This window comes from Thomasclavelia cocleata (assembly GCF_900102365.1).
GTDB lineage: Bacteria > Bacillota_I > Bacilli_A > Erysipelotrichales > Coprobacillaceae > Thomasclavelia > Thomasclavelia cocleata.
In genome coordinates this window covers 1-26,943 of the sequence record NZ_FOIN01000025.1, presented here as the reverse complement: position 1 = coordinate 26,943, position 26,943 = coordinate 1, and the positions used below count along the sequence as shown (strand labels likewise).

29 protein-coding genes are annotated in these 26,943 nt (G+C 28.0%); 7 read left to right on the top strand and 22 right to left on the bottom strand.

Annotation, left to right across the window (positions count from 1 at the left end; genetic code table 11):
* The first annotated feature begins 195 nt into the window (after positions 1 to 195).
* Positions 196 to 1,383: an IS110 family RNA-guided transposase gene (locus BMW96_RS09410; RefSeq protein WP_092354887.1), complete on the top strand. Its 1,188-nt coding sequence runs from the start codon at positions 196 to 198 to the stop codon at positions 1,381 to 1,383.
* A gap of 279 nt (positions 1,384 to 1,662) precedes the next feature.
* On the opposite strand, the gene rplT is transcribed toward BMW96_RS09410, so the two are convergent.
* The 12 genes from rplT to BMW96_RS09350 all read right to left on the bottom strand — a co-directional run bounded on the left by rplT (position 1,663) and on the right by BMW96_RS09350 (position 13,841).
* Positions 1,663 to 2,022 carry a 50S ribosomal protein L20 gene (rplT, locus tag BMW96_RS09405; protein WP_092354884.1) on the bottom strand — a complete coding sequence of 120 codons (360 nt, stop codon included), beginning with the start codon at positions 2,020 to 2,022 and terminating at the stop codon, positions 1,663 to 1,665.
* Positions 2,023 to 2,045: 23 nt separating this feature from the next.
* Positions 2,046 to 2,240, bottom strand: a complete 195-nt coding sequence (rpmI, locus tag BMW96_RS09400) for a 50S ribosomal protein L35 (RefSeq protein WP_004608985.1) — start codon at positions 2,238 to 2,240, stop codon at positions 2,046 to 2,048.
* Positions 2,241 to 2,257: 17 nt separating this feature from the next.
* A complete protein-coding gene (infC, locus tag BMW96_RS09395) occupies positions 2,258 to 2,812 on the bottom strand; it encodes a translation initiation factor IF-3 (RefSeq protein ID WP_092354881.1) in 555 nt (184 codons plus the stop codon).
* A 320-nt stretch (positions 2,813 to 3,132) separates the two neighbouring features.
* Positions 3,133 to 3,969 carry an RluA family pseudouridine synthase gene (locus BMW96_RS09390; protein WP_092354878.1) on the bottom strand — a complete coding sequence of 279 codons (837 nt, stop codon included), beginning with the start codon at positions 3,967 to 3,969 and terminating at the stop codon, positions 3,133 to 3,135.
* Positions 3,970 to 4,296: 327 nt separating this feature from the next.
* Complete coding sequence (locus BMW96_RS09385; RefSeq protein ID WP_092354875.1) at positions 4,297 to 6,246, bottom strand: P-type ATPase actuator domain-containing protein; 1,950 nt, start codon at positions 6,244 to 6,246, stop codon at positions 4,297 to 4,299.
* A 58-nt stretch (positions 6,247 to 6,304) separates the two neighbouring features.
* Positions 6,305 to 6,829 (bottom strand): GNAT family N-acetyltransferase, encoded by a 525-nt coding sequence (locus BMW96_RS09380; RefSeq protein WP_092354872.1) that lies wholly within the window; start codon positions 6,827 to 6,829, stop codon positions 6,305 to 6,307.
* Positions 6,829 to 7,071 (bottom strand): hypothetical protein, encoded by a 243-nt coding sequence (locus BMW96_RS09375; RefSeq protein WP_092354869.1) that lies wholly within the window; start codon positions 7,069 to 7,071, stop codon positions 6,829 to 6,831. Before BMW96_RS09375 ends, BMW96_RS09380 begins: the two co-directional genes overlap by 1 nt.
* 532 nt (positions 7,072 to 7,603) lie before the next feature.
* Entirely contained in the window at positions 7,604 to 9,190 is a 1,587-nt protein-coding gene (locus BMW96_RS09370; protein WP_092354866.1) for a peptide chain release factor 3, read from the bottom strand.
* Positions 9,191 to 9,478: 288 nt separating this feature from the next.
* Entirely contained in the window at positions 9,479 to 10,708 is a 1,230-nt protein-coding gene (locus BMW96_RS09365) for an aminopeptidase (protein ID WP_092354863.1), read from the bottom strand.
* A 13-nt stretch (positions 10,709 to 10,721) separates the two neighbouring features.
* Positions 10,722 to 11,147: a DUF1893 domain-containing protein gene (locus BMW96_RS09360; protein WP_092354860.1), complete on the bottom strand. Its 426-nt coding sequence runs from the start codon at positions 11,145 to 11,147 to the stop codon at positions 10,722 to 10,724.
* Positions 11,148 to 11,226: 79 nt separating this feature from the next.
* Positions 11,227 to 13,449, bottom strand: coding sequence for a tetratricopeptide repeat protein (locus BMW96_RS09355; RefSeq protein WP_092354857.1), 2,223 nt, complete (start codon positions 13,447 to 13,449; stop codon positions 11,227 to 11,229).
* A 47-nt stretch (positions 13,450 to 13,496) separates the two neighbouring features.
* Positions 13,497 to 13,841, bottom strand: coding sequence for a PTS sugar transporter subunit IIB (locus BMW96_RS09350; protein WP_092354854.1), 345 nt, complete (start codon positions 13,839 to 13,841; stop codon positions 13,497 to 13,499).
* A gap of 87 nt (positions 13,842 to 13,928) precedes the next feature.
* Between BMW96_RS09350 and BMW96_RS09345 the strand changes: the two genes are divergently transcribed.
* Positions 13,929 to 15,125, top strand: a complete 1,197-nt coding sequence (locus BMW96_RS09345; protein ID WP_092354851.1) for an FtsW/RodA/SpoVE family cell cycle protein — start codon at positions 13,929 to 13,931, stop codon at positions 15,123 to 15,125.
* Positions 15,126 to 15,132: 7 nt separating this feature from the next.
* Here the strand turns inward: BMW96_RS09345 and BMW96_RS09340 are convergent, their stop codons facing one another.
* A complete protein-coding gene (locus BMW96_RS09340) occupies positions 15,133 to 15,954 on the bottom strand; it encodes an RluA family pseudouridine synthase (protein WP_092354848.1) in 822 nt (273 codons plus the stop codon).
* On the bottom strand, positions 15,951 to 16,733 hold the full coding sequence (locus tag BMW96_RS09335) for an NAD kinase (protein ID WP_092354845.1): 783 nt from the start codon (positions 16,731 to 16,733) through the stop codon (positions 15,951 to 15,953). Before BMW96_RS09335 ends, BMW96_RS09340 begins: the two co-directional genes overlap by 4 nt.
* A gap of 53 nt (positions 16,734 to 16,786) precedes the next feature.
* Between BMW96_RS09335 and BMW96_RS09330 the strand changes: the two genes are divergently transcribed.
* Positions 16,787 to 17,356, top strand: coding sequence for a CYTH domain-containing protein (locus BMW96_RS09330; protein WP_092354842.1), 570 nt, complete (start codon positions 16,787 to 16,789; stop codon positions 17,354 to 17,356).
* Positions 17,357 to 17,751: 395 nt separating this feature from the next.
* Here BMW96_RS09330 and spx read toward each other — a convergent pair whose 3' ends face one another.
* From spx to BMW96_RS09305, 5 genes are all read right to left on the bottom strand, one after another.
* A complete protein-coding gene (gene spx / locus BMW96_RS09325; protein WP_092354839.1) occupies positions 17,752 to 18,198 on the bottom strand; it encodes a transcriptional regulator Spx in 447 nt (148 codons plus the stop codon).
* Positions 18,199 to 18,286: 88 nt separating this feature from the next.
* On the bottom strand, positions 18,287 to 18,643 hold the full coding sequence (locus tag BMW96_RS09320; RefSeq protein WP_092354836.1) for a GntR family transcriptional regulator: 357 nt from the start codon (positions 18,641 to 18,643) through the stop codon (positions 18,287 to 18,289).
* A gap of 8 nt (positions 18,644 to 18,651) precedes the next feature.
* A complete protein-coding gene (locus BMW96_RS09315) occupies positions 18,652 to 19,380 on the bottom strand; it encodes a hypothetical protein (RefSeq protein ID WP_092354833.1) in 729 nt (242 codons plus the stop codon).
* Entirely contained in the window at positions 19,374 to 20,072 is a 699-nt protein-coding gene (locus BMW96_RS09310) for an ABC transporter ATP-binding protein (protein WP_092354830.1), read from the bottom strand. The genes BMW96_RS09315 and BMW96_RS09310 overlap by 7 nt, the downstream gene beginning before the upstream one ends.
* A gap of 80 nt (positions 20,073 to 20,152) precedes the next feature.
* Complete coding sequence (locus BMW96_RS09305) at positions 20,153 to 20,731, bottom strand: hypothetical protein (RefSeq protein ID WP_092354827.1); 579 nt, start codon at positions 20,729 to 20,731, stop codon at positions 20,153 to 20,155.
* Positions 20,732 to 20,826: 95 nt separating this feature from the next.
* On the opposite strand from BMW96_RS09305, the gene BMW96_RS09300 reads away from it, so the two are divergent.
* A complete protein-coding gene (locus BMW96_RS09300; protein WP_092354824.1) occupies positions 20,827 to 21,669 on the top strand; it encodes an undecaprenyl-diphosphate phosphatase in 843 nt (280 codons plus the stop codon).
* A 45-nt stretch (positions 21,670 to 21,714) separates the two neighbouring features.
* On the opposite strand, the gene BMW96_RS09295 is transcribed toward BMW96_RS09300, so the two are convergent.
* Positions 21,715 to 22,089: a RidA family protein gene (locus tag BMW96_RS09295; protein WP_092354822.1), complete on the bottom strand. Its 375-nt coding sequence runs from the start codon at positions 22,087 to 22,089 to the stop codon at positions 21,715 to 21,717.
* A 187-nt stretch (positions 22,090 to 22,276) separates the two neighbouring features.
* Between BMW96_RS09295 and BMW96_RS09290 the strand changes: the two genes are divergently transcribed.
* Both BMW96_RS09290 and BMW96_RS09285 read left to right on the top strand, forming a co-directional pair.
* Positions 22,277 to 23,554 (top strand): patatin-like phospholipase family protein, encoded by a 1,278-nt coding sequence (locus BMW96_RS09290; protein WP_092354819.1) that lies wholly within the window; start codon positions 22,277 to 22,279, stop codon positions 23,552 to 23,554.
* Positions 23,555 to 23,590: 36 nt separating this feature from the next.
* A complete protein-coding gene (locus BMW96_RS09285) occupies positions 23,591 to 24,109 on the top strand; it encodes a biotin transporter BioY (protein WP_092354816.1) in 519 nt (172 codons plus the stop codon).
* A gap of 15 nt (positions 24,110 to 24,124) precedes the next feature.
* Here the strand turns inward: BMW96_RS09285 and BMW96_RS09280 are convergent, their stop codons facing one another.
* On the bottom strand, positions 24,125 to 25,495 hold the full coding sequence (locus BMW96_RS09280) for an MATE family efflux transporter (RefSeq protein ID WP_092354813.1): 1,371 nt from the start codon (positions 25,493 to 25,495) through the stop codon (positions 24,125 to 24,127).
* 307 nt (positions 25,496 to 25,802) lie between these two features.
* On the opposite strand from BMW96_RS09280, the gene BMW96_RS09275 reads away from it, so the two are divergent.
* Positions 25,803 to 26,600 (top strand): polysaccharide deacetylase family protein, encoded by a 798-nt coding sequence (locus tag BMW96_RS09275; protein WP_092354810.1) that lies wholly within the window; start codon positions 25,803 to 25,805, stop codon positions 26,598 to 26,600.
* A gap of 216 nt (positions 26,601 to 26,816) precedes the next feature.
* On the opposite strand, the gene BMW96_RS14800 is transcribed toward BMW96_RS09275, so the two are convergent.
* A partial coding sequence (locus BMW96_RS14800) for a transposase (RefSeq protein ID WP_177165836.1) occupies positions 26,817 to 26,943 on the bottom strand: 127 nt, incomplete at its 5' end.

Below are 26,943 nucleotides of genomic sequence, written 5' to 3'. Positions count from 1 at the left end.
AATTGAATATTGTGAATGTGGATTTGTATTTTTCTCCCTGTGGCTTGACTACTTTTTGGAGGTTCTTACCACACCTTATTCCTAAACAATGATGAGTTAGATGAGTCTTGAATTCCTATTTTGAACCAGGTTTTGTGGTCTAAACGTTGTGGATACCATTTTCACATTATCTACATAAAGAAAGGATACTGTTTTATGAATTATTTAGTTGGTATTGATATCGGTAAGAATAATCACTTCTTTTGTGTCATGGATAAAGATACTGGTGAACTTTTAGTCGACCCTGTTTCTTTTTCTAATAATAAAGAAGGCTTTGACTTTCTTATCAATAAACTTAAACCATTTTCTAAAAACTCTATTTTAATAGGTATGGAGGATACTGGGCATTATCATTTTGCTTTATTAAAGTTTCTTTTAAGTAATGCTTTTACTGTTGCTTTGATTAACCCTAAGACCACTGATTTTACTCGTAAAATGCAAGGTGGGATTACCAAAAATGATAAGCTCGATACTTTAACCATTTGCGATGTTCTTGATACTCCTGAACGCAAGAAACAATATCGCATTACGAAAGTCAACAGCTTCGATTTTTATGAACAAAAACAATTGACCAGACATCATCATAATCTAAAGGAAGAACTTAATGTTTATACAAATCGCCTACAGAAATGTATTGATATCGTATTCCCTGAGTTTAACAGATTATTCAAATCTAAATATGGCACTGTCTATATGAATCTTCTCAAAACATTTGGCAGTGCTGAAGATATCGCTAATACAGATATCAGAACCATTCGCAAATGTTTTGATATCAACGGCAGAGGAAAACGCATCGCTTTAACACCTGAACAGTTAAAAGAATGTGCTAAATCTTCTATTGGTATTTCTTCTACAGCTGAGATTATTCAAATCAAGCACTTGGTCAATCAAATAGAACTTATCAATAAGCAAATTGCTGAGACAGATAAAAAAATAGAAGAGTTCTCCGTGAAAAACAACTCTCCTATCCTATCCATACCAGGAATTTCTCATTTCTCTGGTACTTCTATTTTAGCCGAATTAGGAGATATAAGCAACTATAAAAAGCCTTCTCAGATCATAAAATTTGCAGGAGTAGCACCTCTACACTATGAATCCAGTCAATTTACTGCACAACATACCTCTATCACTAAGAAAGGATCAAAATATCTAAGAAAGACCTTATATCAAATCATATTGCCTGTAATCAATCATAATCCTATATTTAAACAATATTATGAATTAAAGATTTCTCAAGGTAAAGGACATCGTTGTGCTCAAGGTCATTGTGTAAGAAAACTACTTAGAATCATTTATCATCTATTAAGCACTAATCAAAAGTTTGATCCTGCACTTTTAAGATAACTAAACAAATATACAAATTTTTAAAAATGCCTTTTTAAAAGTTGTTTTTGTCATGCCCAAAATCACATACAAATATTCAATTTTCAAAGTTCTATACAAGTTAACTCATAAAATCAACAATTTTAATATTTTCAAACTTTTTCATAAAAATTACTTGATTTTTATATAGTTAGCTCCAAAACAATATAATATAAATCTATTATAACATAGCCAATACTAAAAATTTAAAACAACATAAAAAAGACTGCTGATTTTACATACAAACCAACAGTCTAATGATTATGCTTCCAATGCTTTTTTAGCAGTATTTACAATTTCAGTAAATCCTTTTGGATCACAAATCGCAACTTCTGATAACATTTTACGATTAATTTCCACATTAGCTAATTTTAATCCGTGCATTAATTTAGAGTATGAAATATCATTTAATCTTGCAGCTGCATTAATACGAGCAATCCATAATTTTCTCATATCTCTTTTAACTTGTCTTCTATCTCTATATGAATAAGCTAATGAATGCATAACTTGTTCATGAGCAGTTTTATATAATCTATGTTTAGCTCCAAAGTAACCTTTGGCTAATTTTAATACTTTTTTTCTTCTACGTCTTGTAGTAAATCCACCTTTTACTCTTGCCATTTATATATTCCTCCTATTTAAAACTATTTACATAATCTTGACTTAATTCTCTTATAATCAGAAGCATGTACTAAAGTTGCTTTAGCTAAATGTTTCTTTTGTTTATGAGTTTTGTTATGAGATAAGTGTGATACGTAAGCGTGACTACGTTTTAATTTACCACTACCTGTTCTTTTTAAACGTTTCTTAAGACCACTATGTGATTTCATTTTTGGCATAATATATTCCTCCTAAATTATTTTTTCTTTGGTGCAATTATTGCAGTTAAAGTTCTACCTTCAAGCTTAGCTGGTTTTTCAATTTGTCCAACTTCAGCACATTCAGCCACGAAGTCATCAATAACTTTTTTACCAAGATCCATATGAGCTAATTGACGTCCTCTAAATCTAATAGCTACTTTAACCTTATTACCTTCTTCTAACCATTTTAATGTTCTCTTCAATTTAACATTTTTATCATGAACATCAATAGTTACAGATAATTGCGTTTCTTTTAATGCAACAACTTTAGAATTTCGTTTCATTTCTTTAGCTTTCTTTTGTTGCTCAAAACGATACTTACCAAAGTCCATAATTCGACATACTGGCGGTTTTGCATTTGGTGCAACACACACTAAATCAAGTCCCTCTTTATAAGCAATATCTATTGCCTGATTGCGAGTTTTCACTCCTAACTGATCACCATTTTGATCAATTACCAAGACTTCTTTAAAACGAATCTTTTCGTTTACTAACTCATCTGGTTGTTTTGGTTTTCTGTTATCAAATCTGCTAATAAAAGCCACCTCCATTTTAGTAGTTTAAATAAAAAGTGAGCACACTAAGTACCCACGCATTGACAATAAGATAACTATCTTAGTGACGTTTGCCTATTGACATCATCAATCAGGCGAGAAGCAGGCACTCCTTCTTTCCACTACTTTTCATTTACTTAAACATAATATCACTATATTTACCTTGAGTCAACATTTTTTTAATTTATTCATCTTCTTTTATTTGTAAATATTTAAAAAATCCAATCATTGTAAACCCTAATAATACCATGATCGTAAACATTTCATCACCATTAATAATATATGTATGATTATTATATTTATTACTATATTTTAACTCATTTAAATATCTTATTAAATTCTTCTGGAACTGGTGCTTCAAATTCATATTTAGCTTTTGTATCTGGATGAACAAATGCAAAAATATGACAATGTAAACCCATTCTTTTTATTGGATTAGTTACAGCACCATATTTTTTATCTCCAACAATGCTATGTCCTAACGATTGCATATGTACCCTAATTTGATTTTTACGACCCGTATCCAAAAATACTTCAACTAATGAATTATCAGACGATTCTTTTAATACTTTATAATTAGTAATTGCTAATTTACCCTTATTATTAGTTATATAAACCATCTGAGTTTTACTCTCTGCTAAATAATTCTTTATTGTCCCATGCTTTTTCCTTAGCTTTCCTTCAACAATAGCTAAATAACCTCGTTTAGATACAATTGTATTCCAATTATTTTGAAGTTTAATTTTTATCACTTCATTTTTAGCAAACATCAACACTCCAGAAGTATCCTTATCTAAACGATGCACTACAAATATCTTAGCATTTTTATTCTTTGCTTTTAAATACTTTGAAACCATATGATATGCTGTTTTTTCTTTTTCACCACCTCCAGAAACACTTAACAATCCAGAAGGCTTATTAATAACAATCAATTCTTTATCTTCATAAATAATTTTCAAATCAGTTTCATTAATTTCACTCTTATCAATCATAACTTGATCACCCTTATTCAACTGATAATTAAACTGACTTACAACTCTACCATTTACCTTTACTTGTTTATACTTTAATAAATTTTTCACATTTTTTTTACTATAAAAATTTAATAAAAACTCCATTAATAAAATATCTTTCTTTACTAGATATTTATTCATTTACTTTCTCCGCCTTTACTTCCATTGCTAACCCTTAACACCCAATCATATTATTCTCTAAATTAGTAGCCATAAACAAACATCATTAATTACTGTTACCTCTCTTTTTAAAACATGATAAACAATAAACGATATTGCCCCTCTAATAATTGTTCTATGTTTATATTATCATCATTTTCCAATGGCTTATTTATTACCAAAAAACAATTTCTAAATCTTTAATTATTCAATTATCCATATAGATAATCTACAGCATAAATCTCAATTATTCCCATCTCTTTAAATAATCTCTTCCTTTAATAAAAAGTCAGTTTATATCAACCGACTTTATTTCATATCAATGATTCGATGTGTATTTAATAACACAATTACTACTTCTAACAAATAAATTACTAAAGCTACCCACCATGGCAATATACCACTTATTGCAACAAGCATCATAATAACATTAATAAATAAACTCATAAAAATATTTTCAAACGTAACATCTTTTTGTTTTTTAGAAATCATAAATGTTTCCATTACTGTATTTAAATTTGAATTCATTAACATGATATCACTATTTTCAATAACTTTTTTATCTTTTATACCACCTCTACTAATTCCTACATAAGCCTTTTGCAATAAAGCAATATCTTTTGAATTATCTCCAATATAAGCTACTGGCCCAGCAACACTAGCTTCTTCCATAATCTCTAATTTTTTCTTTACAGATAAATTATTATAAATCTGATACTGATCATTTTCTAAATCAACAGGCCCATCATTATAAATAATTAGATCTCGATTAATTCTTGATAATTTAGAAAACAACTCCATCTCCTCTTCAGTTACTTCTACACCATCAAAACGATCATAAATTATCGTATGACATAAATTCAAAGCATCTAAACCACTATTTTCTTTTATTACAATAATTTTAGAAAATGCCTTAGCAACCCCCGATAAGATCGCAAACGATGAAACCTGTTTATAAGCAAAAGATCCCGAAATCGTCAATAAAATAGCACCTAAATAAACATATTTAAAATTAGTTTCAATATTAATAAATGGTACTATTGTTGCACATACAACCCCCGCAACAACTAGAACAACTGTATAAACCTTAGAAATTAGTTCTACTAATTTATGAGTTCGTGATGAATTCACTGGTGCCATCATTGCAATTTCTAAAACTTTATTCATCGCACTATGATCATATGTATATAAAACCTCTATTTTCAGCATCTCACTAACATTGACGCTACCACTTTGTACTTCTGACCCTTCATTAACCTTATCTAAAATATCACTACCATTAATAGCAAACATATCTAAATCACTTGTCCCAGAAACAACTTTTCCTCCTAATGGAATAGTTTCTCCTGGCATAATAACAATAATATCACCAATATCTATATCCTCAAGTGATACCATTTCATATTCATTTTTCTTAATTTCTCGTCTTCCTAATTGAACAGGACTGATTTCATTATTTATTTTTTCCATCGTTAAATTGATTAGATACATTTGAAAACGTTCACTTAATTGAAAAATCAAAGAAACCACTAATGTTTCAACATACGCACCATAAACCCAACCAAATAAACATGCAATATTAATTGTAATATTTTCACTAATATAATGCTTAACTTTTAAATCTCTATATGCTCGTCGTAAAATCGTCTCATTAAAAATAATTATCGCTACTAACCAGGCAATATTTGTAACTATACTAGGATCATTTCTTGTTACCAATCCTAAAGCAAGTGCAACAAATAAAATAGCTAATTTTGACATTGTCTTTAAATATTTTTCTTGAAATAAGTCTTGTGATTTAAATGGTTTTTTCCATTGTTCCACATCTATATTAGGATTAACCTTATCAACTAAACGATTCAATCTTACTAAAATATTTTTTTGACTTGTAGTAACTTTTAATAACTTATTGGTAAAATCAAGACTAACATTTTCATAAGCAGAATAGCGTGAAATAACTTCCTCAATTTCTTTAGCTTCCTCTTCTGTTTCTAAATTAGTAAACATAAAAATATATTCTGTTTTATTTTCTGGTGCTATAAACTCTCTTTTACGTGAATTTATTTCTTCTTTCAATACTAGTTCAGGATAACACTCTTTTAAAACCTCATGAACATTTTCTGGATGTTCACAATAAAATGATATCTCTGTTTTACTTATTTTAATTCTTGATACTTCTTCCATACCATTTAATAATATACTTATTTCATTTAATTTATTAATATCATTTATATTATCAATATAGAAATTACGGGCCATAGCAATCTCCTTTCTAATCATTTATTTATTTTATCATATCTATAAAAAAATTCCAAATCTATAAATCTACTCCATATACAAGATTTAAAATTTTAGGATAAAAGATTTTATAGTTATCTTCTGAAATTACTTTTGGATATGACATTAAATGAAAATATAAAGGATGTTTTAAATTACGTACTGGGGGAACATAATAGTTATAGTGATCATTTAAAACAAGACCATTTTTTTGATAAAAAACAATTCGTCTTTTACTTTGATCATCTTCAGGATACTCAACTTCTAAAATCACTTGTTTATCAATCATTTTTAAAAAATATTTCAACATTTTACTTCCAAGTCCTTTACCTTTTTGATTGCCATTTATAGCAAAATAATCAATAAAAGTAAATTCACCACCATCATAATATGATAAAATACCATTTATTCTATTATCTTCTTTTAAAATCAATACTTTATAAGCTCCCATTATAAAAGTATCTTTCATATAATTATATTCTTTAATTTCCTTTGATGGAAAATTATCCAAAATAACTTTATAAAAATCATCAAATTCTTTCAAATCTAAATCCTTAAACTCCATCATCTCATCCCCTTCCTTTTAATTAAGACAAAACTTTCTTCAAATTCCTCTTTAGTACAAGATAAATCAAATTCATTACCATAAATCTTATAATAGACTTGAAGATGACCACTATCCCTAATCACACAATCATAAATATGTCCTTTAGTAAATAAATCACGTTGCTCTTTACCAATAACTATATTCATTGTTTTAATACAACGACAAATATGTCGTCTCCCTACATTTGCAATAGTAATCACCTCTTTTCATTTTCATTATAACACGACAAATAAAATAAAAGTATTAATTCGCATCATTTCTAAATCCTATAAAATCTTTTAAATAAACTATTATATCTAAAAAACTGTAACAACATAAGTTTTAAATTAAGTTTACTTCATTCAGTTTTATTTATTCAAAACTAACAGCAATACCTTTGAATTGAACTTTTTTACTTTTTAACATTTTTATTACTATTATACCCATATGATATCAAACTATATAACCAGCTTTATAAAATTAAAATACCTCCCTATATTTATTAAAATAATATTCTCACTAATATTGAAAAACAGTTTCATTTTGACATTAAATATTATAATTTTATATACTATTATCATCTTAAAAAAACAACAAATCCACAATATCCATTAATATAAATATTTGAATTACAATAAGATATGTAAATGATGTTTCAATAATCTAACCATGCTAAAAAAGACAATGTTTCAGTTATACTGAATCATTATCTTTTTTAGCTTAACTATTTCATTACAATCTTTTAAAATAAATCTAATTTTTACTAAATTCTAATAATTCTAAACCAGAATTCTTTTCACTTGCCCAACGTACTCCCCACTCATTTGTAAACAGTAATAAATGCTGACCTTTTAAATCCTGTACTTTTTTAGTATCACTAGATAAATTTAAAGAACTTAAATCGCATCCTTCTTTCACCCAGCGAATATATTGATAAGGTAGTGGCTGTTTAATAATTTCAACATTATATTCATTTTTTAAACGATGCTCAAGTACTTCAAATTGAAGTACTCCTACTACCCCAACAATAATTTCTTCCATTCCTCCACCTAGCTCTGTAAAAATTTGAATTGCTCCTTCTTTAGCAATCTGTTCAACCCCTTTTACAAACTGTTTTCTTTTCATTGTATCCTTATTTCGGATTAAAGAAAAATGTTCTGGTGCAAATGTTGGTATCCCCTCAAAAGCAAACTTTGTTTTTCCAGTTGTGATCGTATCTCCAATTGAAAAAATACCTGGATCAAAAATACCAATAATATCTCCTGCATATGCCTCATCAACTTCTTGACGTTCATCAGCCATCAATTGTTTTGATTGATTTAGTTTAATTTTACGACCACCTTGATAGTGATAAACTTCCATTCCTTTTGTAAATTTACCTGAACAGATTCTAAAGAAAGCCATTCTATCACGGTGTGCTTTATTCATATTAGCTTGAATCTTAAAAACAAATGCACTAAAATCCTCACTAAATGGATCAATAATTTTTTCACCTGTACTACGTGGTAATGGAGTTGTAGTCATTGTTAAAAAGTGCTTTAAAAATGGTTCAATTCCAAAATTAGTTAATGCTGAACCAAAACATACAGGTGAAAGTTTCCCCTCACGAACTTTTTCTAAATCAAAATTATTCCCTGCTATATCTAATAATTCAATATCATCCTGTAATTTATTATATAATTCATCATCTAATTCATTAACTAGTTCAGGATCATCAAATTTCATGATTTTTGTGTCAACTTCTTTACGCCCACCATCAACAGGTATAAAACGAATTATCTCTTTATCATTTCGTTCATAAACCCCTTTAAACTCCTTACCTGAACCAATTGGCCAATTGACAGCACATGTATCAATACCTAATTCTTGTTCAATTTCCTCCATTAATTGATATGGATCTCGAGCTTCACGATCCATTTTATTAATAAAAGTAAAAATTGGAATATTGCGCATTGTACAAACTTTAAATAATTTTCTTGTTTGTTCTTCTACCCCTTTACTAGCATCAATCACCATTACTGCACAATCAGCTGCCATTAAAGTACGGTAAGTATCTTCAGAGAAATCTTGATGGCCTGGTGTATCTAAAATATTTATACAAAAACCATTATAATTAAATTGTAATACCGATGATGTTACTGAAATCCCTCTTTGCTTTTCAATTTCCATCCAATCACTAGTTGCGTGCTTACTATTCTTTTTTCCTTTAACAGTTCCTGCCTGTTGAATAGCTCCCCCATATAATAAGAATTTTTCTGTTAATGTTGTTTTACCAGCATCGGGATGGGAGATGATGGCAAAAGTTCTTCTCTTCTCTACTTCTTTGATAAACTCACTCATTTTAATGTCTCCTTGCAAGCTTAAATAATATCTATTAATAATTAATTTGTCAATCAAATTCCCTTTAGTTATAACACTTATTGGTGTCTTAGTAATAATAAATGCTATTATAACAAAAATAATGAATCTTATCATTACATCATATGAACAAATAACTAATTTATCTACTTTAAATAATAACAAAAACTAAAAGAACAAATATTTTCCTTGATTTACATATTTTCACCCCACTTGCTTTATTTTAATATAAATAAACTATTTTTTCTATAAAAAAGAGGGATATACCCTCTAAAACGCAAAATTACCATTCTTAAATATCATAACTTCTTGATTATCTTTAGTTATTCCTTTAATCATTAAATCACTTGTCCCAATCATAAAATCCACATGGGTTAAAGAATCATTAATTCCTTTTTCTAATAATTGCTCCTTAGTCATTGATAAACCATTTTTAAGGCACTCGCTAAATCCTTTTCCTAACGCTAAATGACATGAAGCATTTTCATCAAATAAAGTATTATAAAATAATGTTTTCATATTCGATATTGGTGAGTCATATGGTACTAATGCAATCTCACCTAAATAATGACTACCTTCATCAATATTAATTATTTCTCTTAAAATCTCTTTACCAGTTTTAGCATCGTAATCAACTATTTTTCCATTTTCAAACACTAATTTAAATTCATCAATTATATTACCATTATAATTAAGTGGTAAAGAACTATATACTATTCCATTTGTACCTTTATAAAAAGGACTAGTAAATATTTCTTCTGTTGGTATATTGGCAAAAAAGTATACCCCATTAGTTGTATAAGAACCTCCTCCAGCAAATAAATAGCCCTCATTTAAAGTAACTGTTAAATTTGTTCCTAATGAATTTGTATAAACCATCTCTTTTAAATTTAAATTATTTAAATATTCTACTCGAGCTTCAAAACTTTTACGGTGCTCATCCCATGAGACAAGAAAATCATCATCAACTTTCACAGCCTTAAAAATTGCATTCCATAAAGCTTCTACAGCCTCACTATCAGACATATCAGGATATACTTTATTAGCCCATTTTACCGAACTGCTAGCAACAATACACCATGTATTTATCCCTAAATCAAGACTATCATAAAATGGCTTACAAGCTGTTGAAACACTTTTAGACCACATTGCAACTTTAGCTGGATCAATTCCCTTAAAACCTTCAGGATCATCACTATGAATAGTCAAAAAAGCTGCATTTTGTTCAGCATAACTATTTCTAAATTCACTAAACCACTTTGGAACCTTACTAAACTCTTCTTTAGAAACATACTCATATTTATAGCGTGATACTACCTCATCATGATATTTTACTATAACTTCTTTTGCTCCTGTTTGATAAGCCTCTTTTGTAATTAATCTAACTAATTCTACACTTTCAACTGGTGCATCAATAACAACTATTTGATTCTTTTGTACATTTAAACCAGCTCTAACAATTAATTCAGCATATTTTTTTAATTTCTTTTCAAATGACATAATCTATCTTTCCTCACTTATATATTGCCTCTTTTATTTGTTGACATAATATTTGAAAACCACTATCTAAATCATCAACTTCCAGAACACTTGCCTCCATTAGACATATTCCATCTCTACTATGATTAGTAATATATGGTACTAACTCATCATAACTATAATTTATTTGATAATCATCAAACAATCTTTTTGCAGGTTCACTTAAAACCACTGCATGAACCGCTCTAATTCCCGAACGAATTAATAAAATTGCTACTGAGCGCCCAATTACACGATCAATAACAACATAATCTTTAAAATAATCGTTACTAACAATCACTTTACTCATGATTGGCTCGATTCCATGTAAACAGGAACTATAAACTTCTTCATCTTTTAAGGCCACAAATGTATAGCCATTTTCTATTAACAACCGTTTGCCTTTACTAACTAAATTCATTTAAACCTCCCTGTTACTTAAAATCTAATTAATTTTATTTTACCACTTTTTCTATTATTTAATAAAGTAATACTATATTTTATTTTAACTTTTCTAATTCTTTTATAGCATCCTGGAAACCTAGATCAGCAGATTCTTGATAATATTCTTTTGCCTTTTGGATATCCTTTTCAATACCATCACCATAACAATACATATACCCCACCATAAAACACGCTTCACGATACTTCATCGCACTGGCTTTACAAAACAATTCAAAAGCCTCCTGCTTATTTACATCAGTACCTATACCATAAAAATAACAACGACCTAAATTATAGATTCCTGGAACATATCCCTGATTTGATGCTTTTAAAAAATATCTAAATGCTTCTTGAGAATCTTTATAATCACTTATCCCATCTTCAAGATATATACCATACATATTCATTGCTGGAGCATATTCTTTATTGGCAGAGATCTGTAAATATGTAAAAGCCTTTTGAACATCTTTTGCAATGACTTTTCCTTCATCTAAATATAAAGCCATTCGATACATTGCTCGAATATCATTTTGATCAATAGCCATTTCATAATATGAAATAGCTTTTAAATCATCATGGTAATCCTCATTTTGTTCATAAATCAAGCCTAGATTATACATTGCCATAGCATAATTTAAATTTGCAGCTCGTTTATAAAAAGTAATCGCTTTATCAATATTTACTTCATTTCCCTTACCTTCTTCATATGCTAATCCTACATGATACAAGCCTGGAGCATAGTTTACTTTTGCTGCCTGCATATATAAATCAAAAGCCTTCTGATGATTAATTTTCACACCTTCACCATGATCATAAAGATAACCTAAATTACACATAGCTCTTGGATAACCAGCTTTACTAGCTAAACAATAATAGTGAATTGCCTGCTTTATATCTGGTTTTGTTCCAATCCCCATTTCATAACAATAAGCCAAATTACATTGAGCAGCAGGATAATTTAATTTCGCTGCTCTAAGATATAATTCAACTGCTCGCTTTAAATCCCGCTTTACTCCAAAACCACTTTCATAACAATACCCTAATGCCACAATTGCTTGAACATCATTTTGTTTACTAGCTTTACGATACCAATAACTACAGCGATAAGCAGCATTCTTGATCTCTAAATGTGTTTCATAAAAATATCCAAGCCAAAATTGCGCTCTAACATAGCCCAAATGAGCTGCCTTTTTATAATAACTTCGGGCCATTTTTAAATCCTCAATTGTACCTTGTCCCAACTCATAACAAGTAGCTAAAGATACTAGTGCTGGTGGATAATTATTTTTACTTGCCCGTTCATACCAATAAAATGCTTTAACAAAGTCCTGTAATGTTCCTAATCCATTTTCATAACAATACCCTAATCGATATTGTGAACGTTCATGTCCCTGATTCGCAGCTTCCTCATAACATTTAAAAGCCCTTTCAATATCCTTTTCAATTCCCTCACCAAATTCAAGACAAGTTCCTAAACTATACAAAGCTTCACTATATCCTAGTCTTGCAGCTTCGAGATAATACTCTACTGCCTGTTTTAAATCTGCCTTAACCCCTCGACCATATTCATAACAATAACCAAGATTACAAATAGCTCTTGGAAATCCTGTTTCTGCTCCTTTTAAATATAGTTCATAAGCTTTTTGATAATCTTGCTCTATACCAATACCCAACTCATAAAAATAAGCTAAATTACAGCTTGCAACTATATTATTTAAACTTGTAGCCTTTTGATAATAATATGCTGCTTTAACATAATCCCGCTCTACTCCCAATCCTCTTTCATACAAATAACCAATAATACATATACAATCACTATTATTTACAACTTCACCTTTTTTAAAATACCTTAATGCTTCATCATACTCATGTTTATCAAATAACTTTAACCCTAATTCATATAATAATTTACCACTTAAATCATCAAGATCATCTACTTTATATGTATCTTCTTCCATTAATAAACATAAATCAATCCCTATTACTTCTCCTTGATTATTTTCAATCAAGTATTGCTCATCTTCTACAAACTCATCTTCTATATAACCTTGATTAAGATTTAAATGACTTTTTATATCCTGAATTCTTTTTTCTAAATATTTTAAATTATTATCCTGATCATACACTGTAACAACTTTTACAAATGCATATTTTTCATTTCCATATGAAAGATGTTTAACCTTTATTAAACTCTCTTGATCAAAGATACTTATCAAATCATCAAAGAGCCACCAGTCAAACAAAGGCTCATAACTTTTTATTCGGTCTATAATATCCATAATTAGCTCCTTATCTATAAACAAATAAGCAGATATTTTTAATCTGCTTATTCATCATTTATCATATTTGATATTTCTTTAGAGTATTTCCCAAAAATTGCACTAACCTTATTAGTTGTTTGAACAATTCCCGAAGCTCCTAAAGCCTTTAATTTTTCCAGATCAACTAGACTATCATTATTCACAAAAAACGTTACTTTAGAAGACGATGCTACTGTCTCTTTAAGATTAACCTTTCCACCAACAGCATCAATAATCATATTTATATCTACAGGAATATCACCAGCTTTAATTTGTTTAGGCTGTTTATTCTTTATCACCTTTAAAAAGATAAAAGCTAAAATAATTATCACTACTAAAGCAATTATTCCATACAATAAATAATCATTCATTAACATATACCCCCTATTAATTATTATTTAATTATAGTATACTATACCAAGATAGAAAAAACTATCTTTTTTATAAGGAGGGATTTGGTGGAAGAAAAAGAAAAATCCGTAATTTGCTGGTCATTGATTGGTTTACTACTATTACTATGTTTTATTAGCTGTTTAGGAATAAAAAGTGCAACTCCATTAATCACCAAGGGAAACCCTAGTACATATTGGTTAAAACAGTTAATATTTTATGTAATGTCCTTTACATTAATGATTATTGTTTTCAAAATATCCAATGATCGTATTTATTCATCAATGTGGATTATTTATAGTATATTGATAATCTTGCTCGTTGGCTTAGCCATAGAACACTTTCTACATACTCGACTAGGAATTCAAATAGTTCCTATGGCTAAATACGCTGGTGGTGCAACATCCTGGTATAAACTGCCTGGTTTCGATCTCCAGCCCTCAGAATTTATGAAAATTATTTTAGTTGTCGTCATGGCTGATATTGTTGATAAACACAATACTAAATATCTTGTCCATAATTTGCACAATGACTGCTTATTAATTGGTAAGATTTTGGCTGTTTCAATGCCTCCATGTATATTAGTTTATTTACAAAATGATGCTGGAGTAACAATGATTATGTTAGCATCTGTTGCTTTTATCATTTTTATATCTGGAATACAAGCAGGATGGTTTATTATAGGAGGTATTATTATAGCTGCTGTACTTGGAGTTATGGTATATATTTTCTTATATGAACACGATCTATTCGCTAACTTAATGGGCGGTGATCATAAATTAGGACGTTTTTATGGCTGGATCGATCCTGAAGGAACTTATGGAGATCAGGGTTATCAACTCTTTAATGCATTATTATCGTACGGTACAGCAGGTCTATGGGGTCATGGTATGGAAACTGCTTTAATAAACTTACCAGAAGCTCAAACTGATTTTATTTTTGCTGTAATTGCTTTAAGTTTTGGTTTTGCAGGTGGAGGATTTACGATCTTAGTTATATGCATTCTTGATATTTTATTGATTAGAATTGGATTTAAATCTAAAAATAATCGTGATAAATATTTTACTGCAGGAATTTTTGGTCTCCTGATTTTCCAACAGGTTTGGAATATTGGTATGGTTCTAGGTCTCTTCCCTATTACAGGTATTACATTACCCTTTTTATCATATGGAGGATCATCGTTACTTTCATATATGATTGCAATGGGAATTTTTCTAGATATAGAAAAACAAACAAAAATTATTGAAGGTAAAAAAAGATACTAAAAAACGCTTAACAGCGTTTTTTATTTATTTTAATATGTTCATTTGTAAAAGGGTGAATAAACTCTATTTCAACACTATCTAAATAATACTGGACCTGATATTTAGAACCATATAAAGTATCACCAATCAAAGGATGTCCAAGTGAACTTAAATGAACTCTAATTTGATGTGTTCTTCCGGTTTCTAAAATACACTCAACTAAACTATTATTATTATATACATTTAAACTACGATAATAAGTAACCGCTTTTTTACCTTTTTCATTTATTAACCTTTTAACACTATTACTATCCTTAATTATTGGTTTATCAATTACTCCTGTATCTTCAATTACACCTTCCACCAAACAATGATATACCCTTTTTACCTGTTTTATATCTTTGGATATTAGATAATGTGCCTGTCGATTTTTTGCAACCAGCATCAAACCTTGAGTATCCTTATCTAATCGATTAACTAAATGAATCGTCGCATTAATATCATTTTGCTGATAATAATATAAAAGTGCATTTGCTAAAGTTTTTTTAGGATAACGTTTAGTTGGAATACATGGAAGTCCAGCTTGTTTATCAATTATCAAATAATCATCATCTTCATATACAATTTTTAATGGATATGCAAAGGCAAACATTTCTGTCCTTTCCTCTGGCCAAATCAACTCAACTACTTCATTTGTTTTGATTCGATATCTAACTGTTTGATGAACTCCATTTACCAAAATATCTCCCATCATTTTAATTGCCTTAAGAGATTTTTTACTTATATTTTGATTAACCAAAAACTCTTTTAATAATAAACCATCATCTTTTGCCTTTACAATAAATTTCATCCGTTTATAAAAGCACCTCTAATTCTTTGAATAAATGATTTATTCTTATACTCTATAAAATTAACTTTCTTTTCAGCAATTCTAACTTCAATATATTCAACTTTTTCGATAGAATACGATAAATGATCTATTCCCAAATATACTTGATCAAAATGTCTTCCTTCAAGCCTTATTACCTTGGCAGCATCTAAAATTAAACTTGAACCTAAACTCCGATATGCATTATGTTGAATTCCTGCTACTTCTGTTAACTGCATCAAAGGATTTCCTGGATAAATAACAGCACCGCCAATTGATTTATTGTAAGCAGTTGAGCCAGATGGAGTTGAAATACATAAACCATTCCCTCTAAAAACCTCTAACAATTCATTATTAATATAAACATCAATCACTTGAGTTGCATAACCATGATCTATTCGCATTTCATTTAAAGCTAAATAAGTCTTTATACCCTCATTATACTTTACTTTAATCTCCAACAAACTTCGTGATGTAACAAAATATTCATTCTTTTTAATCAATTCAATTAATTCTAAAACTTCATCCTTTTGAAAATCAGTAAAAAAACCAAGTGTTCCAGTATGCACACCAACAAAATTAACATCATGTTTCAAGTACTGATGAACAGACATCAACATCGTTCCATCACCACCGACACTTATTACTAAATCAGGATCATCTTGATTATATTCTAAAACTCCCATTAATCCAGTTCTAATTTCTTTAGCAACCTTTTTTGATAATTCATCTTGTTTAACTACTAATGCATATTGTTTCATTGTTTTCACCGTCCTTAGAGTATATACTATAGTATATACTAATGGAGGCAACTATGGAAGAAAACTTAGAAATTGAATTTAAAATATTAATAACAAAAAATATTTATGAACAAATTATTAGTGATTATAAAATTACTAGTTCTTATCAACAAACCAATTATTATTTAATGCACCCAATATTAAGTAAATTAAAATACACTTTAAGAATACGTCAAAAAAACAACCAATATGAACTTACTTTAAAACAGCCCCAGATTAGAGGTAATTTAGAAACAAATTTAATCATTGATAAAAAAACTAAAGATAAAATCATAAAACATGAATTAATAACTAATGAGATTTTTGATTTATTAAAACCATATCAACTTGATAGTACCATGTTCATTACTGACCATTTTTTAACAACTACTCGTAATGAAATCAATACAGAATACGGTTTAATTTGTATTGATTATAATCAATACAACGATTTAGAAGATTATGAATTAGAATACGAAATAACTAATTATACCCTTGGTAAACAATACTTTTTAGATTTTATAAAAAAATATAACTTAACTTACAATACTAATTGTTCTAGTAAAATAACTCGCTTAATCAAATCTTTAAACAATAATAAATAAATTTTATCTGTCATATAAACGTGAATATAGATGGTTATTTTTATAAATAACTATCTATATTTTACTAATCTAATTAATACTATGTCAGCTTTCTACACATTTAAATTTATATATATATCTTTTAATCATAATATTCCATAATTTTGTTTTCAATATCATATATTTAGATAATCTTAAATTATTAGCATCTTGCAAACAAAATACAATATTTCAATATACTTGGTTAAGTTTTTCTTCTTCCGTCTCATATTTAAATTCATAATATTTTCATTTTTTTATTTAGAAACATATATTATTAATTTAATTCTTTTTTGTTTATACATAATCTTTTTAACTAAAAAAGCATAAAATATGTTAAGTTTAACATGATTTTATACTTACAAATATAATACTATTTATTTTTCTTTTAAATATGCTTCTTTAATTTTATAAGACTGATTAATAAACTGTGGACATGCTTCTTGACGTGAACATTCTGCTAACTTACGAAGTTCTCGTGGAATAAATACCCTAATTTCTTCGGCATTATAACCAACTTGAAATCTTCTTTCGTCAATCATGATAGGTCGTTTTAAAACGGAAGGATTATCTTGAATAAATTTAATTAATTCATTAATTGACATACTATCAATATCTATATCGTTTTCTTTAATTATTTTGCTACGTTTAGAAATGATATCATCTGTTCCATTTTCACTTCGCTCTAATAATTCTTTTAATTCAATCTCTCTAAGCAAGGTTGAAAAAATATTTTTTTCCACATATGGTATATTATGCTCCTTTAGCCATGATTTAACTTTTCGACATGATGCACAACTAGGCGCAGTATAAATACGAATCATAATATCATCTCCCTTACCCCATTATTATACATTATTTTTATGATTTTTCTATCATTTTTTATCTGATATACAAATAAAGAACTTAATTTTAATTAAGTTCCTCAATCAATTTAATTATTTCTTCCTTTGAATATCCTAATTCTTCCATTTCTTTAACAAATATTTTTACCTTCTCAACAATAATTTCTTTTTTAAAATTCTCTATCAATTCAATATCCTCACTAACAAAACGTCCACTAGATCTTTTACTATACAACAACCCTTCACGTTCTAACTCACTTAAAGCTTTTTGTACAGTATTTGGATTAACACCATATTCTAATGCCAAGTCTCTAACAGAATCTATTTTTGTTCCAAAAAGATAACTTCCATTAAAAATCTTTTTCTTGATTTCATCCATTACTTGAATATAAATTGGTAGGTTATTATTAAAATCATATTTCATCTATCCACCTACTCTACTTCAATTTTGTGATCAATTAAATAAATAGTTAAAAAATAAAAAACTCCTGCAAATAAACAATTAAACAATATTTCACAAATAGTTATTTGGATAAAAGTTAGATTACTAATAAAATTACCTATTGGTAACAATGATATAATCTTTGCAATTAAAACAAGTCCTAAAAAATAAATTCCAATACCAAGTGCTGTTTTATACTTTGGAATATATTTCGTTTTAGTAAGTGTAATCACAAAAAAGAATGATAAGATCATGGTACTAATGCCTGCCAAATAATTGATAATTTGTAAAATAAATTCATCAACATTTTCCCCTAAAATATTAATTAATATATTACCTCCCTCTAATATATCCTTAAAATCTACTCCACCAACTAACAATGATAAAATAACGATTCCAATCGCTAAAACTAAATATCCAATAAATACCCAAATTAAACTTCCTAAATACTTTACTGCCAATAATTTATTTGTACTAACTGGCAATGTCAAAGTCAAATACCCAGGCCTTTTATACATTGAACGGTTAAAATTTAAAATTACATTTACATTTATCGCAATAGAAATCCCTATAAATGCAAACACCAGTAATGAAGCTAATATTCCACTGATAAAATCAGGTACCCACGGTGTCATGATACATAATATTAAAAAAATAGCAAACGTCAACAAATATTGTCTATATGATTGAACAATCTCGTATTTTAATAACTTTAGCATCTAAATACCTCCCTAAAAGCTTCATCTATTGATTGTTTTCTTTCAATTCTTAATTCTTCTGTTTCCTTATGCAGTACAACTTTCCCCTCTTTTAAAAAGATCACTTCATCAAAAATTGTTTCTAAATCACTAATTAAATGAGTAGAAATCAGCACCAAAGAACCTTCTTCATAATTGTTTAATATCACATCTAAAATGACTTCTCTAGCTACTGGATCAACTCCTGCAATTGGTTCATCTAGAATATATATTTTAGCTTTTCGTGACATTACTAAACATAATTGAAACTTTTCTTTCATTCCCTTTGACATTGTTTTAATCTTCATATTTTTATCTAATTTAAAACGATTCATTAATGATAAACAATTCTCACTATCAAAATCACTGTATAAATCACTAAAAATTTCTAGAACATCTCTAACATACATCCAATCTTGAAAATAATTCTCATCTGGTAAATAAGAAATAATTTTTCTTGAACTTTCACCAATCTTTTCACCATTTACTTGAATTTGTCCATCATACTCTTTCAATAAACCATTAATTATTTTAATTAGTGTTGTTTTCCCAGAACCATTAGGCCCTAGTAATCCAATTATTCTACCAGCTTGTAAGTTTAAAGAAACATTGTCTAAAGCTTTAAAATGTCCATATTTTTTACTCACATTATTTATTCTTAATAATTCTTGCATATTCTCCTCCTTCTGTATTAATACACTAATACAGTAACACGCATTATTATTAATGTCAAATAAAAGATAGAGCAAAAACTCTATCTTTTAACAAATTCGTTATACAATAATTCATGAATAAAAGAATAACCTTTTTCTAATTTTTTCTTTAACCTCAAATACATCCCAATACTTTTATCTTCTTTAATCTCCAACTGTTTACAAATTTCTAGAAACTTTTCATAATCTTCAACATATAACTGATCAACCTTATTTTCAACATACTGTTTCTTTATTCGCTCATTTCTAGTTAAACCATATTCCTTAATTAACCCTTCATCATACATATGATAATTAAATTTAATCTGCTTTTGACTCTTTAAGTATTCATTAATCAAGGTGCGCTGATTAATCATTGGTAAAGAACGATAAACAAGTTTACCAGCACTATTAATTTCAACAACCACACTATATTTTCCATCACCTACAATAAAAATACTATTAAAATAATCCTCATTAAACAAATTAATACATCCATAAATAAAATCATGTAATGTTTTTTCATCGACTAAATATGCTTCTAAAACAGAAATAATTTCTAAATCATCATCCTCATCCCATTCATATGGTTCTAATAACTCTTCGTCTTCTTTAACCCAATTAACAATTATATCTTTCATATTTCCTCCCATATAAGTATATGTTCATTTTAATAAATCATGTTTTACTATATTTTTATTTTCAATTAAGTTATAATGTTTGCCGAGGTGAAAACATGGAACTAATCAAAAACATTATCATTTATGGTATTCTTGGAGCAATTCAAGGTTTTAGTGAGCCCATTCCTATTTCTAGTAGCGGTCATTTAGTTATCTTTCAAAGTATTTTTGAAAAAATGAATCTAATGGTTCCTCAATTAAACGATGTAACATTTGAAGTAATTGTAAATACAGGATCACTTCTTGCAATCATGTATTATTATCGCCATGATATTATTAGATTATTCACTGCTTTCTTTAGTTATATCCAAAAACCTAAAAAAAGAAAATACTATGAAAAGGATTTTCGCTACTGTATTTTATTAATTGTTGCTACTATTCCAGCAGCAGTCGGAGGATTTATATTTAACGATAAAATTGAAGCTGCTTTTTCTAATCCTAAATTAGTTGGCTGCATGTTACTTATTACAGCAATATTCTTACTTTCAATACATAAATTTGGTTATACTGGTAAACGTTCAACAAAAAATCTTAATCTCTTTGATGCCTTACGAATGGGACTATTCCAATTATTTGCTTTATTACCAGGAATTTCTCGCAGTGGCTCAACTTTAACAGGTGGGATGTTAGGGGGTCTTAATCAAAAATCAGCTCGTGATTTTTCATTTTTCATGTTTATGCCTGTAAGTATTGGAGCTATAATTCTCAAGTTAAAGGATTTCATAACATCAAACACTTTACAAACTCTATGGTTACCATATTTAATTTCTTTTTTTATCAGCGGAGTTATAACATATCTTGCTTTACATATTTTATTTAAATTATTAGAAAAAAGAAAATTAATTGTTTTTTCCCGATATTGTTTGATATTAGGAATACTAGTAGTACTATTTTTATAAACTAAAGGACTTTGAATTATTCTTAACAACTCAAAGTCCTTTAGTTTATTTAATTGCAATTACTTCTACTTCAATCAATGCTCCTTTTGGTAATTTTGCAACCTCTACAGCACTACGAGCTGGAAATGGTTCAACAAAATAAGCAGCATAAATATCATTTACAGTAACAAAATCATCCATATTATCCATAAATACTGTTGTTTTAACCACATTAGAAAAATCTAAACCTTGGCTCTCTAATAATCCTTTAACATTTTTTAAAGCCTGATGAGCTTGAGCTTCAATTCCTTCAGGCATTGTACCAGTAACTGGATCTAAAGGAATTTGTCCAGAAAAGAAATACATATTCCCAATATTAATTCCTTGACTATAAGGTCCAATAGCTCCAGGAGCTTGATCTGTTTTTACTATATTTTTCATATTAAAATCCTCCATGACCATATTATAACAAAAAATTACTATTTTAAAAGATATCTAATTAAATCTTTATCATTAAAATTTTTATATCAAATAATTTATTATAATCATTCTACTTATATTATCTAAAAAATAAACTTTTTAGTACTTTTCCATTTTTTTAACGTATAATTTAAATGAGGTGATATCTATGAAACAAGCATTAGTATTAGCTGGAGGCGGAGCAAAGGGAGCATATCAAGCTGGTTGTATTAAAGCAATACGTGAAATTGGATACGATTTTGATATCGTGACTGGCACATCAATTGGTGCTTTAAATGCACTTTTAGTTGTTCAAAAAGATTATGAAGTATTATATAAGTTATGGAATGAAATAAAAATAAGTGATGTTTTAAAAGATCCTATTAACCTTGATTTTTCATTTGAATCAATGATTTCACAAGCAAATCTAATTAAACCTTTTTTTAAATCATATATTAATGAAAAGGGAGCCGATATTACTCCTCTTAAAAAATTAATCCATTCTCTTTATAATGATAAAAAATTCTTTGATAGTAATATTGATTATGGAATAGTAACTGTAAAATATCCAAATCTTTCACCATTAGAAATTACTAAACATAAAATGAAGACAAATAAGCCAGTTGAATATGCAATTGCTTCTGCTTCATGTTTTCCAGCATTTCCTGTGCACTATATTGATAAACAAGGTTTTATTGATGGTGGTTATTATGATAATCTTCCAATTTCTTTAGCTTTAAAAATGAAAGCGAAAAGGGTTATTGCTATTGAATTATCTAGAGAGACTAATCATAATTATTATATAGATCGCCCTTATATCAAATTAATTCGTCCTAGCTATGATTTAGGGGGATTTTTAGATTTTAATCGTGATATTCTTAATTGGCGTATTAACCTTGGTTATTATGATACTTTAAAAGCTTTTAATAAATTAATGGGTTATCGCTTTACTTTCAATAATACTACTCTTGATCAAACTACTATAAATAAATTTTATTGGTCAATTATTAATTATGAAGATACTATCAATAAAAGTATCATTACTAAAAATATCTTTAATTCTAATATACCTTTAACAGATTTATTAAAAGCAGATGTCTATTTAAATAAACTTAAAATAGAAGATTATTTTATCCGTGGTGTAGAAATAATGATGGAATATTTCCATTATGAAAGTGATTTAATATATGATTTTAATCATGTATACTTAGAAATTTATAAAAACTTTTCTAAAGAATATCATCACCGATATTCTCAAGATAAAAGCCGATTTAAAAATCTCCCCATTAAAGAAATATTTACTTCTATAAAAAAACTGAGCAGTAAAGATGCTATTTATGCTTTCTATCATTCAATCAAAAATAATGAAGAAATTGAGCCTAATATAATAAATAACCTATTTTTAAATGAATATTTGATTGCATTAGTTTTATCTTGTATAGGATAAATAATTCTGTTAAACTTGCTACCAGAGGTGATTTACTTGAATCCAAAAGTTAAAAATATGTGCTATTGCTCAATGTTTGCCTGCAGTGTTGCATTACTAGCTCAAATTAAAATTGATTTACCTGGTTTAGTTCCCATTACACTTCAAACCCTTGGAATATATATTATTGCATGTAGTTTAACTCCAAAATCAGCAGTTATCACTACCATAGTATATGTAATAATGGGGTCTATCGGTCTTCCTGTATTTACTGGATTTCGTGGTGGCTTAAGTTCATTGCTTGGACCAACTGGAGGCTATATCTTCAGTTTTCCAATAACATCATTAATTATCAGTATAATTATTAATAATAAAAATTCTATTATTCGTAAAATAATAGCTATGATCACAGGTACTGCAGTTTGTTATTTAATTGGAACTATCTGGTTTATATATGTAACAAACAATACAATTATTACTGCTTTAACAGTTTGTGTTATTCCATTTATCTTTGGAGATATTATTAAAATAGCTATTGCATCTACTCTTTCAACTAAAATAAAAACAAAATTATAAAAAATATAGACACTTTTATTCAAAGTGTCTATCACTTACCTCTAAACGTTTATATGTTCGATAAAATAATGTTGCTGTAACTGATACTGCAATTGTATCAGCTATTGGTTCTGCTAAAAAAACAGCAAAAGTATGATTCGAAATAAATACTGGTAAAATAAAAATTAACGGAATTAATAAAATAATTTTTCTTAATATAGCAAGAAATACAGATGTCTTAGCATTTCCAATCGCAATAAAAGTTTGCTGACAAGCAATTTGGATTCCAAAAATTCCTGAAGCTGCCATATATACCCTAAGTGCCCAACGTGTATGTTCAGCTAGATTACTATCATTAGTAAAAATATAAACAAATACATCTGGTATAAATACCGCAATAGCCCATAACAACATTGAATAAGATAAAGAACATTTTAATAACAACTTAAATGTATTTTTTACACGATGAATATTATTGGCTCCATAATTAAAGCTAACAATCGGCTGAGCTCCTTGAGTTAGACCTTGTAATGGTAACATTGAAAATTGCATTACACTAGTGAGAATTGTCATTGATCCAACTGCTATATCTCCACCGTATTTTAATAATGACGTATTAAAACATACTGATATTACACTCTCTGTAAATTGCATAATAAAAGGTGAAAGTCCTAATGCTAGACATGGTAAAATAATTTTATAATCTAATTTTAAATTATTTATTTTAATTCTTAATGTGCTTTTTTTACTTGTAAGAAAATATATTACCCATAAAGAAGATATTCCTTGTGAAATAATTGTTGCTAGAGCAGCCCCTTTTACTCCTAGTGAAAACTGAAATATTAAAATTGGGTCTAAAATAATATTGATAATTGCCCCAATCGCTACTGTTAACATTCCCATTTTCGCAAAGCCTTGTGCATTAATAAATGCATTGAGACCTAATGCCAATTGTACAAAAATTGTACCCATAGCATAAATTTTCATATAATCTAAAGCATAGCCAATCGTTTTTTCACTAGCCCCAAAAATCAATAAAATATTTTCCCCCCATATCAAAAATATACCAGTTAATATAACTGCCATAATTATAAGCATCATCGTACAATTCCCTAAAATTTTTTCAGCTTGTTTGTGATCTTTTCTTCCCATCATGATTGATGCTCGTGGCGCACCACCCATAGAAACTAAAGCTGCAAAAGCAGATATTGCCATAATTACTGGCATTGTTACTCCAACTCCAGTTAAAGCATCAGGACCAGCTTTTGGTATATGACCAATATACATACGATCAACCATATTATATAAAACATTAATGATTTGTGCTAAAATTGCAGGTAATGCTAGTTTTAACAATAACATTCCTAGCTTGTCTTTGCCTAAATCTGTTTCCTTTTTTTCTTTCATTTAACTACTCCTTCCCTCTTTACATATAGATTAATATTATAACACTTTTTATTCAAAATTACTAAAATTATTTATATATATAAAACTAGCAGCGGGGAAAAACTGCTAGTTTTATAATATAGATATCAGGGAAAGGGATATCTTATTATGTAGTCAATCATATTATTAAAAGAAAGGAAAAGTTTTCTGACTACACTTGTAAGTATAGACAATAAATATAAAAAAAATTCATTTCAATCTAATTAAAAAGTAATAGAAAGATGGCTAATTATGTTATTAGTTGTTATAATGCATTCAGGAGGTAATAATGAAAACAATTAAAAGAATGTTTATCTTTGTTTTATGTGGATATTTAGTAATAGGTTTAATCTGGATAGGTAAAGATATAATAACACATTATTTAAATATTAATGGTTTACCAATTTTAGGATATCATGGAGTTGTAAGTGATCATGATAAAAAAGCATATTTCAATGATTATACATATTATATGGCTAAGTCAGACTTTGAAGAACAAATGGCTTATTTAGCTAAAAATAACTTTTATACTTTAACTATGACAGAAATTGAAGATTACTATAATGGTAATTATAAATTACCTAAAAATGCTGTAGCTTTAACTTTTGATGATGGTTTACTAAACTTTAAAACTATTGTTAAACCTATTTTAAAAAAATACAACCTTAAAGCAACTTGTTTTGTCATTGGTCATAAAACAACCATAGCCAATAATAACAACCCTTCTAAACATCAATATTTAAGAAAAAAAGACCTCATCAATGATGAGTATGTTGAATTTTACTCACATTCATATAATCTTCATCATAAAAAAAAATATACTAAAAAAATAGATACTCTTAACATTGAACAAATAAATAATGATTTTAGTTTAAATAAAAATATTGTCAGCGATAAATATTTCGCTTTTCCTTATGGTGCAACTAATGAAAATATTATCAATGTTTTAAAAAAAAATAATGTTTCATTAGCTTTTGGTTACAATCAAAACCGTAATATGACTATTAACGATGATCAATATCTTTTACCTAGATATTTAATGTTTAGTGAAATGCCCATGTTTTATTTTAAATGGATTATACAATAAAAAGGGGCTGTAACGAAATAACTTTTTAAAAGGAAAGTTGAATTCGTTCAGCTTTTTTTCTGCAAAATAAAATGCAATTACCTGCTATAATTGCAACTCTCACGATATTTAATAATATTTTATGTTATTTTGGCTGTTTTTGAGCGCAATGAGGGTATCATCTGCTAAAACTCCTCTTTTCAATGTGACTTTTCTTCGAGTTATCATTGATTATCACTAATTTATCTGCTGTTTTTTCGTTTCTCTTAATCTATATTTATGATATTTCTTTAAATTATATCCTGTACACACCAGTAAATATTCCATTTTCACCTTCTCTATTCCTCTTCTCGTGAATCTTGTG